Annotated in this window: 16 protein-coding genes and 1 tRNA gene; 10 read left to right on the top strand and 7 right to left on the bottom strand. The window is 65.4% G+C overall.

What is annotated here, in order from left to right; translation table 11 throughout:
* Positions 1 to 127 precede the first annotated feature (127 nt).
* Positions 128 to 1321, top strand: a complete 1194-nt coding sequence (gene metC, locus PIB44_RS07615) for a cystathionine beta-lyase (RefSeq protein ID WP_278070973.1) — start codon at positions 128 to 130, stop codon at positions 1319 to 1321.
* On the opposite strand, the gene PIB44_RS07610 is transcribed toward metC, so the two are convergent.
* From PIB44_RS07610 to PIB44_RS07595, 4 genes are all read right to left on the bottom strand, one after another.
* A tRNA-Arg gene (locus PIB44_RS07610) sits at positions 1280 to 1356 on the bottom strand. The two genes, metC and PIB44_RS07610, sit on opposite strands and share 42 nt — an antisense overlap.
* A 471-nt stretch (positions 1357 to 1827) precedes the next feature.
* Complete coding sequence (locus PIB44_RS07605) at positions 1828 to 2595, bottom strand: DUF4214 domain-containing protein (RefSeq protein ID WP_278070935.1); 768 nt, start codon at positions 2593 to 2595, stop codon at positions 1828 to 1830.
* A gap of 548 nt (positions 2596 to 3143) precedes the next feature.
* Complete coding sequence (locus tag PIB44_RS07600; protein WP_134580685.1) at positions 3144 to 3449, bottom strand: ETC complex I subunit; 306 nt, start codon at positions 3447 to 3449, stop codon at positions 3144 to 3146.
* Between the two features lie 92 nt (positions 3450 to 3541).
* Entirely contained in the window at positions 3542 to 3844 is a 303-nt protein-coding gene (locus PIB44_RS07595) for a sel1 repeat family protein (RefSeq protein WP_278070933.1), read from the bottom strand.
* A 192-nt stretch (positions 3845 to 4036) separates the two neighbouring features.
* Here PIB44_RS07595 and PIB44_RS07590 point away from each other — a divergent pair, with 192 nt between their 5' ends.
* The 3 genes from PIB44_RS07590 (at position 4037) to PIB44_RS07580 (ending at position 6089) form a co-directional block, all read left to right on the top strand.
* On the top strand, positions 4037 to 4594 hold the full coding sequence (locus PIB44_RS07590; RefSeq protein ID WP_278070932.1) for an RcnB family protein: 558 nt from the start codon (positions 4037 to 4039) through the stop codon (positions 4592 to 4594).
* Positions 4595 to 4747: 153 nt separating this feature from the next.
* Positions 4748 to 5728 carry an RcnB family protein gene (locus PIB44_RS07585; protein WP_278070931.1) on the top strand — a complete coding sequence of 327 codons (981 nt, stop codon included), beginning with the start codon at positions 4748 to 4750 and terminating at the stop codon, positions 5726 to 5728.
* A 97-nt stretch (positions 5729 to 5825) separates the two neighbouring features.
* A complete protein-coding gene (locus tag PIB44_RS07580; protein ID WP_278070930.1) occupies positions 5826 to 6089 on the top strand; it encodes a hypothetical protein in 264 nt (87 codons plus the stop codon).
* Positions 6090 to 6093: 4 nt separating this feature from the next.
* On the opposite strand, the gene queE is transcribed toward PIB44_RS07580, so the two are convergent.
* Positions 6094 to 6729, bottom strand: a complete 636-nt coding sequence (gene queE / locus PIB44_RS07575; RefSeq protein WP_134582453.1) for a 7-carboxy-7-deazaguanine synthase — start codon at positions 6727 to 6729, stop codon at positions 6094 to 6096.
* The gene (queC, locus tag PIB44_RS07570; RefSeq protein WP_278070929.1) at positions 6726 to 7442 is read right to left on the bottom strand and encodes a 7-cyano-7-deazaguanine synthase QueC; all 717 of its coding nucleotides are present in this window, start codon (positions 7440 to 7442) and stop codon (positions 6726 to 6728) included. Before queC ends, queE begins: the two co-directional genes overlap by 4 nt.
* A gap of 197 nt (positions 7443 to 7639) precedes the next feature.
* Here queC and PIB44_RS07565 point away from each other — a divergent pair, with 197 nt between their 5' ends.
* Positions 7640 to 9226: a response regulator gene (locus PIB44_RS07565; RefSeq protein ID WP_134580677.1), complete on the top strand. Its 1587-nt coding sequence runs from the start codon at positions 7640 to 7642 to the stop codon at positions 9224 to 9226.
* Positions 9227 to 9233: 7 nt separating this feature from the next.
* Here PIB44_RS07565 and PIB44_RS07560 read toward each other — a convergent pair whose 3' ends face one another.
* Positions 9234 to 10271, bottom strand: a complete 1038-nt coding sequence (locus tag PIB44_RS07560) for a ligase-associated DNA damage response exonuclease (protein WP_253121677.1) — start codon at positions 10269 to 10271, stop codon at positions 9234 to 9236.
* A gap of 72 nt (positions 10272 to 10343) precedes the next feature.
* On the opposite strand from PIB44_RS07560, the gene PIB44_RS07555 reads away from it, so the two are divergent.
* The 5 genes from PIB44_RS07555 (at position 10344) to PIB44_RS07535 (ending at position 12877) form a co-directional block, all read left to right on the top strand.
* A complete protein-coding gene (locus PIB44_RS07555) occupies positions 10344 to 10823 on the top strand; it encodes a PaaI family thioesterase (protein ID WP_025976837.1) in 480 nt (159 codons plus the stop codon).
* Positions 10820 to 11224 carry a PaaI family thioesterase gene (locus PIB44_RS07550; protein WP_025976836.1) on the top strand — a complete coding sequence of 135 codons (405 nt, stop codon included), beginning with the start codon at positions 10820 to 10822 and terminating at the stop codon, positions 11222 to 11224. The genes PIB44_RS07555 and PIB44_RS07550 overlap by 4 nt, the downstream gene beginning before the upstream one ends.
* 116 nt (positions 11225 to 11340) lie before the next feature.
* Positions 11341 to 11676: a hypothetical protein gene (locus PIB44_RS07545; protein ID WP_003168195.1), complete on the top strand. Its 336-nt coding sequence runs from the start codon at positions 11341 to 11343 to the stop codon at positions 11674 to 11676.
* Between the two features lie 89 nt (positions 11677 to 11765).
* Entirely contained in the window at positions 11766 to 12200 is a 435-nt protein-coding gene (locus PIB44_RS07540; RefSeq protein WP_025976835.1) for a hypothetical protein, read from the top strand.
* 41 nt (positions 12201 to 12241) lie between these two features.
* On the top strand, positions 12242 to 12877 hold the full coding sequence (locus PIB44_RS07535; protein WP_278070927.1) for a S24 family peptidase: 636 nt from the start codon (positions 12242 to 12244) through the stop codon (positions 12875 to 12877).
* The last annotated feature ends 10 nt before the right edge of the window (positions 12878 to 12887 follow it).

Genomic DNA, 12887 nt, shown 5'->3' with positions numbered 1-12887 from the left:
AATGGTTGCTGCGCCCGTCCGCCTCAGGTCGGCAGCCCCCCCCGCCACGCCGAGCCATCGCGCGCCTTGTCGGCCTCGCCGTCGAACGCCAACATGGCCTTGAACGCCCACACTACTCGGAGCCCCTATGCCGAAGCTGTCGGACCGCACGCGACTGATCGCCGGCGCCACGCGACGCGGCCTGGGTCGCCGGCCGGTCAATCCGCCGATCGAACGCGCCTCCACGATGCTGAGCGACGATCCCGCGGCGATGCAGGACCCGAGCGACGGGCCTGTCTATGGGCTAGACGGGACCAGCGCGGCGCGTGAGCTGCGGGCGGCTCTCGCGGACCTCGAGGGGGCAAGCGAGGCCTTTCTGGTTCCGTCCGGTCTGGCGGCGGTCACCGTGCCCCTAACCGCCCTTCTGCGGCCGGGCGACGAAGTGCTGACGACCGAGGCTGTCTATGGCCCCACGCGGCGTTTTCTGACGCGCCACATGGCCGACAGAGGCGTCGCCGCGCGCTTTCACTCGGCGGGGGCGTCTGTCGAGCAAGTGATGGAGCAGGTGAATGACCGGACGCGGGTGCTGCTGATCGAAGCGCCCGACTCCCTCACCTTTGAAATGATGGATGTGCCTGCTCTCGCATCGGCCTGCAGGGCGCGTGGCGTGCTGACGGTGATGGACAACACCTGGGCGGCCGGTCTGGCCTTTCGCCCGCTCGCCCACGGCGTGGATCTCAGCGCTCAGGCCCTGACGAAATACGCAGGGGGGCATTCGGACCTTCTGATGGGCGGCGTCGCGGCGCAGGCGCCCGAAATCATCCGGGCCATCAGCAACGTCATCGAGGACATGGGCTGGCATGTCTCGCCGGACGACGCCTGGCTGGCGCTTCGCTGGCTGCGCACCCTGCCGCTGCGCTATGAGGCTCAGGCGCGCGCCGCCCTGCAGGTCGCTGAATGGCTTCAGGACCAGCCCGAGGTCTCTCGCGTGCTGTACCCGCCCCTGCCCGGCTCGGTCGGGCACGCGCTTTGGCGCAGGGATTTCGACGGCGCGGCGTCCTTGATGGGCGTGGTCATGAAGGGCGGCGACAAGGCGGCGGCCCACGCCTTCATGCGCGCGCTCAGCCTGTTCGGCATGGGTTATTCTTGGGGAGGCTTCGAGAGCCTGATCACTTACGAGACGCCGCAGTTGGCCTATCGGCAGCACGCGCCCGACCTGCCCGGCCAACTGCTGCGCCTGCATATCGGGTTGGAGGATCCGGCCGATCTGCTCGCCGATCTGACCCGTGGATTAGAGGCGTGGCGCGCCCAGCAGGACTCGAACCTGCAACCGTCCGCTTAGAAGGCGGGTGCTCTATCCGGTTGAGCTATGGGCGCCTAGGGCCGGAAAGTGTTGCTTCGTAAGAGGTTTCGGCGACGGCGGCAAGAGAACGAACCGCGACTGTCAGACTCCCGTCCGACCCGACCGTCGGACTCGTGCGTCCTGGATGTTCATGCCACCAGCCCCCTTCCGCTGCTCGTTCCTCGCCACGCGGCTGTTGCGCGACATAGAGACCTTCAGGATATCGTTCGCGCTGGCCATTGTCGCGGTCGCGTCTGATGTCGGCCTACAGATCCGCGCCATGGGCGCCAGATCAGCACGGCGATCGACGGCGCGACCGACGAGCCGTTTCGTGCGCGACGCCTTCACGGCAAAGGTCGAGCCAGCGGGGGCCCCGATGCAGCAAGCATCGCCAGGAGGGGGTGGCGCCCACAACGCCGGAAAGGCGGGGAGTTTCGGCGCAAAGCCCCGCCACGCTTGGCTTTGACCCCGGCGATCTTATGTCTATTCACCATATGGACTGACGCCTAAATCCCCAGCGTCAGCGGCCCAGGTTCAAATGCGTCCATCGCCCGCATGTCGATCTCTTGCCGTTCGGTAGAGCCGATGAACTGAAGCAGGACACCCTTACGATCGAACTCGCCTGCTGAAAGGCGGTGCATCCAGCTTTCCGTGCCTTCGGCGTCAGGTTCTCGCCCGAGGATGTCGCGATACATACGGTGCACGAACTCACCATCGTCGCCGGTGGTAATATCGGGGTTCGAGCGCTCCTCCTCCTTCACCATCGTCATGCGGATAAGCCATCCGCCATCCAGCTCAACATGTTCGACGCCGAAGCCCGCGTTGTGCGCGTGAAAACGCAACTGCCGCTCGGTAAAGGCGGTGTAGTGCGTATCGCCCGGATACCCTTGTCTCGAGAAGAGGTTGACCAGAGTGATGTGCTGGGTCCGCAGATCGGTCATGTAGCCTGGGGAGAAAATACGCTGCGCCAGACCGGGCAGGTAGGTCGTGGTGAGCACCAGCTTCCCACCGACGCGCAGCACGCGGTTCCAGGACCGGAGCGCCAAGGGCGTCATGCGCCACAGGAAATGCTCCAGCACGTCCTTTGCGAAAACCTCGTCGAACTGGCCGTCGGGGAAGCCGTCCAAGTCCACGATATCAGCCACCACGTCTGGGCTGTGGAAGTCGTTCATATCGACGTTGATGTAATCGGGGCGAATGTCAAAGCCGCAGCCGACGTTGAGGCGGCGCAGGTTGGTTTCAACGCCGCCAGGCAGTCTGATAATGTCGCTCATCAAGTTCTCCGTTCGGTGAACTATGGGCGAGGTAACGCGCGAAAAACAAGGGTGCGGCTTCCCCACGAAAGTCGGCGCGCTTTGTTGAGCACCCTTCCTTGCCGGATGGTGCGGCATCTCCGAAGCCCATCCGCAGAAGCTGGATCTGATCGCTGGCGTCGTCCCCGCGATTGGGCAAGTCACAAAGGACAGAACCGATGCCGACCGCGCCGTTCGTCAAGCCGACGCTGCGTGCGTCGATGCTTGCTGTTAGAGAGGCCTACCCTGAGCGCCTGCGGGCATCTGACAGGTTTCGGCGGGACTTAGCCGGTGCGGGGGCGACAGCCATGAGCGCGATACGGAGGCCATCAAGACGGCCATCCGAACGGCCTTGGGATGCTAGCCGCCATCGTCGTCAGCCGGATCGCGTGGCTGGGCTCTCAGCTCTATGGATATGTGCAGCGAGACATCGCGGCGGCGCGTCCTGCCGTGGTCGCACACAGCGCTGGAGCCGTCAGACTCGCGCAGTCCGCCCCCTGAGCTATGGGCGCTAGGGGGCGCGGCGGACCTTAGTGGGTCCAGGACTGCTTGCGGTCGGTCGCGAAATTGTCGGCGTAGGCCTTGATGATCACCGGCGCTTCGTTCGGCTCATGCAGGCGGAAGGCGATGCCGTGGCGTTCGGCGTATTCGATCGCCTCTTCCTTGGTGTCGAAGGTCAGGCGGACCTGGCCGTTCATGTCGGTCGAGCTGGTCCAGCCCATCAGCGGGTCGATCGTGCGCGCCGAGGCGGGCTCGAACTCCAGACGCCAGTCGCGCGTCTTGGCCTTGCCGGACTGCATCGCGGTCTTGGCCGGGCGATAGATGCGAGCGAGCATGGACGGAATCCTTCGGACGGAGAACTTGCCGGGTGCATACCCCGCCGTCGCCGCCCGGTCCAGACGCCGAAGCCGTCTCGGTCCGCTCGAAATCAGGCCGCCAGAGACGATGAACCGGCGTCGATCCAACGACGCGCGGCGCGCTGGGCCTCGGCGATCTCGTCGTGTTCCATCTCCTGGCTGAGGTCGCGGCGATACCCTTTCGCCTCGAGCGACCCCTTCATGGCCGCCAGGTTGAAGATCATATGGGCCGACACCCGGTCGATCGGGCATCCGTCCAGGCCGGACGAATAGGCCAGGCCCAACCGGAACAGCGCATCGCCGTCCATATCCGGCGTGGGCAGGGGCAAGGGCGCGTAGTCGGTCTGTTGGCGCGCCGTATCATGGGCGTTCATCGCTAGGTTCCTCCTGAGAAGCACGTTCTGCGCCGCTCTCGGACCCACATTCAAATACCGGCGGTTTGAAATTAGAGTTAACGCGCAAGACGCCTGCGGACGCGAGGCTGACAGACCGGTTCAGCCGCGGTTCATTCGCCGCCGCCGAAGCTGGCTGCTGACAGGGTTTCGCCGCTTTGCATGGAGTTTAACATGAACCGCCTGACCAAGGCCGCCGTCATCGCCCTGGCGCTGGCGACCACGGCCGCTCCCATGATGGCGCAGGCCCAGGATCGCCACGACCGCCGTGAATGGCGCCAGGACCGCCGGGATGATCGCCGCGAGTGGCGTCAGGATCGACGAGACGACCGTCGCGAATGGCGCCAAGATCGTCGCGAGTGGCGTCACGACCGTCGCTCTGACCAGCGCGAGTGGCGCCAGGAGCAGCGCCGTCACGACCGCTGGAGCCGCGACAACCGCGACTGGTGGCGCGGACGCCCCGAATTCCGCGATTATCGCGGCGCGCGCAACGGCTATTGGTATGCGCCGGGCCATGGCTACTATCGGGTCGAGCCGCGTTATTACGGTTATCGCTGGCGCACGGGCGGATACCTGCCGCCAGCGTATCGCAGCTACTATGTCAGCGACCCCTATTTCTATGGCCTGCGCCCTGCGCCGCGCGGTTACCGCTACGTCCACGCCGGCAATGACATCTTGATGATCGCGGTCGCCACGGGCCTGATCGCCAGTGTGATGAACAACGTCTACTAAACCTGCACCTGCGCAGTCGATCAGCCCCGCAAGCATTTGTCTTGCGGGGCTTTTTCATGACGGCGCTCTGTGACCGCCGTTCAGCCGCAGTTCATGCTCAGCCGTCTATTTTCCGTTCAAGCCGCCCAATCTGGGTGTGCGAGGACTTTGACCATGAAACGTTCTTTTCTCATGTTCGCGGCGGTTTCCGCCTTCCTCGTGCCCGCCGCAGCCCCCCTGTCGCCCCTGGCCCAGGAGCGCCCTGAACGCGCCCAGACCCGCGAAGACGGTCCCCGCCGCTCTGAACGCCGCGCCGCGCCGCAGCGCGATCGCGGCGATATGGCCATGCGGCCGCGCGAGCGTCACGAAACCCCGCGCCAGAGCGTGCAACCTCGTCCCGATCAGCCTCGCCCCCAAACGCCGGACGGCCCGCGCCCGCAGCGGCCCGAAGGCGAACGTCCCTCGGGCCAACGCCCTGATCATCAACGGCCCAACCGCCCGGATCGTCCAGAAGGACAGCGGCCCGAGCGTCCCAACCGTCCCGACTGGAATCAGCCGAACCAGCCTGGCCGCCCCGATCGTCCTGACCGTCCGCAACGGCCGGAAAGACCGGACCGTCCTGATCGACCGGGGGCGACGCGTCCCGACCGTCCCGATCGGCCCGACTGGAACCGTCCGAATCGTCCAGACGCCAACCGCCCGAACCGTCCTGACTGGAACCGCCCCGGCCGCCCTGACGTCAATCGTCCGCACCGGCCGGATCGTCCAGGTTGGAACCGGGATCGGGACTATCGCGAGTTCCACAATCGCTGGAACCGCGACCAGTGGCGCCGTGACTGGGACCGTCGTCATCGCAGCGATTGGTGGCGTTACGACAGCCGCTTCCGGGGCTGGAGCGGCGTGCGCGTCGGCTTCTATTTCGCACCGGGCTACGGCTACTACAGCGTGCCGCGAACCTATTACAACCGGCAGTACTCCGTCGGTCAGTACCTGCCGGACGTCTTCTGGCGCTATCAGGTGAACGATTGGCGCACCTATGGCCTGGGCTATCCGCCTCCCGGCACGCGGTGGGTCTACGTCGACAATGCGATCTATCTGATCGACGACTACGACGGCTACATCATCGAAGTCGTCCGCGACGCCTGGAGCTGGTAACCGAACGGACCCTAGCAAGAGACCCCGGAGAGCGATCTCCGGGGTCTTTCTTTTTTTCCACGCTGACAGATGCAGCCGGCGCAGGCAGACTATCCGCATGCTCACGCGCTTACCTACCCTCGCCCTCTGCCTGACCACCGCCCTGATGCTTCAGGGCTGCGTCGCGGGCGCCGTCGTCGGCGCCGGGGCCGCTGTGGTCGGCGGCGCGGCCAAGGTGACCGGCGCAGCCGTAGGTGCAGGCTTCGACGCCGTCACCACCTCGGATGAGGAAACCAAGGCCAAACGCGAACGCGAACAGCGCGCCTGGGAGCGTGAGCAACGCCGCTGCGAACAGAGACAGAAGCGCGGCAAGGACTGCTGAGGGCCTACCGCACCCCGATATATTTGTGCGTCTGGACGCTGAGACGCCATTTCGGATGGGTCAGGCAGTATTCAATGGCGGCGGCCGTGTTGGCGGCCTGGTCCGGTCCATCCATCGGCTGAAGCCAGAAATGCTCGAAATCGAGGTGTTCGAACCGGGCGGGCATGGCCAGCGGCTGAGGAAAGACCAGCTTCAGTTCCTGACCCGAGTTCTGAACCACAGGGGCGTCGGCCTTGGGGCTGATGCAGATCCAGTCGATCCCTTCGGGCGCCGCCATGGTGCCGTTGCTTTCGATGGCGATCTGGAAACCGCGCGCATGCAGGGCGTCGATCAGCGGCGCGTCCAACTGCATCAAGGGCTCGCCGCCGGTGCAGACCACCAGCTTGGGGTCGCCCTCGCGACCGCGCCACATCCCGGCGACGTGATCGGCCATCAGATCGGCGGTTTTGAACTTGCCGCCGCCATCGCCGTCCACGCCGACGAAATCGGTGTCGCAGAAGGTGCAGACGGCGGCAGCGCGATCCCGCTCCAGCCCGCTCCACAGATTGCATCCGGCGAAGCGCAGGAACACCGCCGGGCGGCCCGCCTGCCCCCCCTCGCCCTGCACCGTCAGAAAGACTTCCTTGGCCGAATAGGTCATGCGGCCGCCCATTCGGCATAGCCTGCCGCACGCAGTTCGCAGGCCGGGCAGGCCCCGCAGCCATACCCCCAGGCGTGACGCTGGGTCCGGTCGCCCAGATAGCAGGTGTGGCTGAACTCGATGATCGCTTCGACCAGGGCGGCGCCGCCGATCCGCTCGGCCAGTTCCCACGTCTGCGCCTTGGTCAGGAACATCAGCGGAGTCTCGACCGGCACGGGCTTGTCCAGGCCCAGCGACAGGGCGCGGGCCGTGGCCTGAATGGTGTCGTTGCGGCAGTCGGGATAGCCGGAATAGTCCGTCTCGCACATGCCGCCGATCAAGGCTTCCAGGCCCCGCCGGTCGGCCAACGCCGCCGCCGCGACCAGAAAGATCAGATTTCGCCCCGGGACAAAGGTGTTGGGTAGGCCGCGCGCGTCGGCCTCAATGGCGCGCGCGGTGGTCATGGCCGTCTCGCCGATGGCGCCAAAGCCTGTTAGATCGACCACATGATCGTCGCCTAGCCTGTCCGCCCATTGCGGCAGGGCCTTAGTCACTTCGCGCCGGACCGCCTGGCGCGCCTCCATCTCGACCGCGTGGCGCTGGCCGTAATCAAAGCCGACAGTCTCCACCCGCTCAAACCTCTCCAGCGCCCAGGCCAGACAGGTGGCGCTGTCCTGTCCTCCGGAAAAGAGGATCAGGGCGGAGGCAGCGGGGTGAAGGTCGATTTCGCTCATGACAAATCTGCGGTCGGCCGGTCGGCCGCGCGCATCCAGAGGACGTCCAGGGTCAGGAAGATGGGTGGTCAAGACCCATAGACCAGACCTGTCCGCGTCGCAAAAGAAACCGGCCGCCGTCCTTTGCGGGCCTGGCTTAACGGTTCAGCAAACAATCATAAGCGAATGTAAAATGGCCTCAGTAGGAGTCCGGCCGAATGCCGACCATCGAAGTGCTGACCGACAGGGCGGAGCCCGTACTCCCTTCTGCCAAGACAGGAGAGGTGTTTGCACGTTTCGAGCGGGAGCCGGACACCCTGGCGATTGCAGTCGTGGACGGAGACCGCCCGGTCGGCCTGATCGAACGCAGCGACTTCCTGATGAAGCTGGCCGGTCCGCTGGGCGTCAGCCTGTACGGCGGGCGCGAGGTCTCTCATCTGATGGACCCGGAACCGGCGGTGGTCGAAGCGGGCGTTCGCATCGACGCATTCGCCGACATCATCCTGAAAAGCGGTCCCGGCGCGCTGATGCGAGGCTTCATCGTCACCCGCAACGGGGCCTATCGCGGCGTCGGCACGGCCGTGGCCCTGCTTCGCGCCGTCAACGAACAGCAGAGGCATGAAAACCAGCGGCTAGCAGAGCAGGCCCGCGCCGCTGTTGACGCCGATCACGCCATGCAGACCGCCGCCCGTGAGAAGAGCCGTTTCATGGGCCTGCTCAATCGCGAGCTGAGCACCTCCATGAACGGCGTGCTGGCCGTCGCGGAGCTCCTGCATCGACAGCCGCTGAATGAAGCTGCCAAGGCGCACGCGCGCACCATCATGGAATCGGCCGAAGACCTCTTAGGCAATCTGCACGATGCCCTAGACCTGGCTCGGGCCGAGGCGGGCGAGCTGCAGCTGTCCCCGGCGCCTACGCCGCTACGCACCTTGATGGACCAGCTTCAGACCCATTGGTCTCCGCGCGCCGCCCAGGACGGCGTGACCCTGATGGTCGGCTATGAGGGCGACACCGAACTGGCGGCCATTCTGGACGCCGAGCGCCTGAAACAGGTGTTCAACAACCTGATCGGCGCCGCCCTGGGCAATGCGCGTCACGGCATGGTCGAAGCCAGCCTGAAGGCTCACGCTCGAGGCGATCAGGTGGTGATCGAGGCCCGCGTCCGCGACGACGGCGCGGCCGACCCGGCCCGGTTCGACGACGCGGCCGAACAGGGCGGCGACCTGGGACTGATGGTCAGCCGCCGTCTGGTTCAATACATGGCCGGCGAGTTGCGCGCGGAGCACAACGCCGGTCGGGGCGCGACCTTCGCCTTTGAAATCGAAGCCCCCATCGCCTTGATGGAGCAGGAAACGCCATCCAACGTCGCGGACCTGGAACATCTGCACCTGCAGGCCCAGCCGCACATCCTTATCGCCGACGACAATGCTACCAACCGCGTCGTGGCCCAGGCCCTGTGCGAAATGTTCGGCTGCACCTCGGAAACCGTCGAGGACGGCCAGGAAGCTGTCGAAGCCGTGCAGTCACGGCCGTTCGATCTGATCCTGATGGACATCAAGATGCCGCGCCTGGACGGCGTCGGCGCCACGCGCGCAATCCGCGCCCTTTCGGGACCCGCCGGCCAAATCCCCATCATCGCCCTCACCGCCAACGCCGATCCGGACGACGCCAAGGGCTATCTGGCCGCAGGCATGGCCGCCGTGGTCGAAAAGCCCATCAAGCCTGAACGGCTGCGCCTGGCGATGAACACGGCTCTGGATCCTGCAGAAGAGAGCGTTGCACACAAGGATCGCGGAGCCGCCTGACCTCGGCTCAACCTGCGTCCTCCAGCACGTTCTGCTCGTCCTCGCCTTCTTCGTCATAGCCGACAAGACGCAAGGCGCGCGCCCGCATTCCCTTCAGTTCGCACCAACGCAGCAGGCCTTCCTCCCGGCCGTGGGTGATCCAAACTTCTTCCGGCGTGATCTCTTCGAACGTCTGCGTCAGTTCCGGCCAGTCGGCATGGTCGGAAATCACCAGCGGCAGTTCCACCCCGCGCTGACGCGCGCGCGCGCGCACGCCCATCCAGCCCGAGGCAAACGCCGCGATCGGCTCGGCGAACCTGCGCGCCCAGCGATCCTGAATGGCCGACGGCGGCGCAATGACCACCTCCCCGCCCAAGGCTCCGGCCTTCAGCCCCGTCGCAGGCGCCAGCGGCCCTAGCGGCACGCCTGACGCCTGATAGAGGTCGTTCAGCCGCTCCAGCGCGCCGTGGACATAGATGGGCCGTTCCCAACCCGCTTCACGCAATAGCCGTATGATCCGCTGCGCCTTGCCCAGCGCATAGGCCCCGACCAGGTGCGCCCGCTCGGGAAACTGCGCCAGAGACGACACAAGCCGCTGGATCTCTTCTGTGTCCGGCGGATGAACGAAGACCGGCAAGCCGAACGTCGCCTCCGAAATGAAGACGTGACACGGCGCCGCCTCGAAAGCAGCGCAGGTCGGATCGCGGCGGCGTTTATAATCGCCTGACACCGTCATGATCAGGCCGCTCTGACTAACGACCGCCTGCGCCGAGCCCAGAACGTGTCCCGCCGGGATCAGCCGCACCTCGACGCCGCCGATGGATATGGTCTCGCCATAGCCCGCCGCCTGCGTGCGCCCTGCGAAATCCGCGCCGTAGCGAACCGCCATGATCGCCAGAGTCTCGGGCGTCGCCAGCACCGCCCCATGTCCGGCGCGCGCATGGTCCGAATGACCATGCGTGATGACGGCCCGGTCCACCGGCCGCACCGGATCGACATAGAAATCTCCCGGCGGGCAATAAAGGCCTGCGGGCGTAGGTCGCAAAAGATCCTGAGGACGCATCATCGGTTCACAGTGTGGCTGGACAAGACAACCTCGGGCAGGCGACCAAAGGCGACGCTCACAAAGGACGCCTTGATGACGGAATCGTTCCTTACCACCCTACTGCCGCAACTGGCTTCGGGGGCCGCTCACACCCACGCCCTGGGCTTTGCCTATGAAGGGCTGGAGGGCGATCGGGTGCGGATGCGCGTGCCCTATCGCCACGATCTGGTCGGCGATCCCGAGACGGGCGTGCTGGCGGGCGGGCTGGTCACCACCCTGCTGGACCATGCGGGCGGTCTGGCGGTCTGGGTGGCGCTGGACGCCTTCCGGCCTATCGCGACGCTGGACCTGCGGGTCGACTACATGCGCGCCGCCCAGCCGGGGCGCGACCTGTTGGCCGAGGCCCGCTGTTATCGCCTGACGCGCAATCTGGCTTTCGTGCGGGCCTGGGCGTTCGAGGATGATCCTGCCGACCCCGTCGCTGCCGCCCAGTCCGCCTATATGGTCAGCGCCGAAGGCGACAGCCGCACCGGCGCCAATCTTAAGCCCCGCAGAGCCAAGGACCCCGCATGACCGCCGCCCTGCTGGACTCCCTGCCCTACGCCCAATTCCTCGGCCTTCAGACACAGGTGAACGGCGATGAAGTCACCGTCACAATGCCGTTTGACGACAAGCTGATCGGCAACCCGCTCCTGCCTGCCCTGCATGGAGGGTCCACCGCCGCCCTGTTGGAGATGACGGCTATGGCCCAGGTCTCTCTGACCTATCCCGGCCTGCGCCTGCCGCGACCGATCAACGTAACGGTGGCCTATCTGCGCTCGGGCAAGCCCGTCGACGTATTCGCCCGCGCCCGCATCAACCGCGCCGGACGCCGCGTCGCCTATGTCATCGCCGAGGCCTGGCAGGAAAACCACGCCCAGCCGATCGCCAGTTTGACGGCGCATTTCCTGTTGGACGAAGCGGCCTCAGCCTGAGGAGCCGGGTCGTCTGACAGCCGGTCGCAACGTAAAGAATGGTAAACAAAACACTACCGAAGATCGTTAATGCGTGTTAACTATTGCCCATTCGTTCTTTAGATGAGGGGTAAGCTATGCAACGTAACGAAGTCATCGCCGCAGTCGCCGGTGATCTGCATTCTGCTGAAAAGGCGATCGACGACGCGATCGTGCAGGCGACCGCCCTCGTGCAGTCGATGATCGGCGCCCGCTCCGCGCTAAACGTGTCCGCCGTGGCCGGAACGGTGTCGCAGGCCAAGGCGATGGAAGCCATCGCCGCCCTGAGCGCCGCGCGCGAAGCCATCGTCGCCAGCCATAACGAAATGGCCAAGGATCACCGCCGCATGGGCTACGGCGTCTACGCCGCCGGCCCGGTGGCCAAGCCCGACGAGTGGGACGACCGCCCGATGGGCCACCTGCGGGTTGCGTGAATTTAATCTAATCCAGCCATAGTGTTGGATGCGTTTCCCGCACTTTGGTGACATGATACCCCCTTCGCTCACGGCGGAGGGGGTTTTTCATGTTCAGCTTCATGTCCGAGTACGTCGGCATGACGATCATGCTCGCGATAGGGCTGTTCGCACTCGCCAAGGGCGGGCGCCCCGAGAGGATCGGCGCTGCGACCATGCTGTTTGCTTGGTTTTTATCGATCCTGACCCAGAACTACATCGGCTATGCGGGCGTCCAGTGGCCGATGTTCGTGATCGATCTGGTGGTTCTGGGCGTTTTCGTCGCCTTGGTGTGGAAGTCGCCTCGTTCCTGGCCCGTTTGGGCCAGTGCGCTTCAATTGTTGACCGTGGCCAGCCACGTCATGGTTTTCATGAAGATGAAACCGACGGTTTCCGCCTTCTACACCGTGCTGAACATGACGGCCTACGGCATCATGATCGCAATTGCTGTCGGCGCCTTTTTGGCCTGGCAGGAGCGTCGAGCCGTCGGCCAGGATACCGAATAGGCTAATATTCCTACACACCGCCTGGCATGATAGGGTTGCATATGCCCCTGTCCCACACGCAGATTTGGAACGCGATTGATGCGCTGGCGCGCCGCGAGGGCCTGTCGGCCTCGGGACTGGCGCGCCGGGCGGGTCTGGATCCCACCAGCTTCAATCGTTCAAAGCGGTTTGGCGCCGGGACCCCAACGCGGCCCAGATGGCCCTCCAGCGAAAGCCTGATGCGCGTCTTGCAATCGACAGGCCTTAGCCTGGGCGAGTTCGCGGATCTGGCAGACGACGCTGGCCCTCGCGCCCTGCCTATTCCCTTGCTCGGCCTGGCGCGCGCTGGCGACGAAGGCTTCTTCGACGACGCGGGCCTGCCCTTGGCCGAAGGCTGGGAGCAGACGGCTCTGCCCACGCGCAAGGACAGCCTGTTCAGCCTGCGGATCGAGGGCGACTCGATGGCGCCCCTGTATCGCCCCGGCGACCGGGTGATTGTCGATCTGGACGCCACGGACGTTCGGCGAGGCGACCGCGTGGCGTTGCGGACGCGAAGCGGCGAAACGCTGGCGAAAGAAGCGGCTCTATTGGGCGCGCGAGAGATCGTCCTGGCCTCGATCAACCCCGAATATCCCCCGCGCACCATCGCGCGCGATCAGATTCTCTGGATGGCGCGCATCCTTTGGGTCAGCCAATAAGACGTAAAGG

Source organism: Brevundimonas sanguinis (genome assembly GCF_029636725.1).
Taxonomy (GTDB): domain Bacteria; phylum Pseudomonadota; class Alphaproteobacteria; order Caulobacterales; family Caulobacteraceae; genus Brevundimonas; species Brevundimonas sanguinis.
This window is presented reverse-complemented; position numbering and strand designations above follow the sequence as displayed.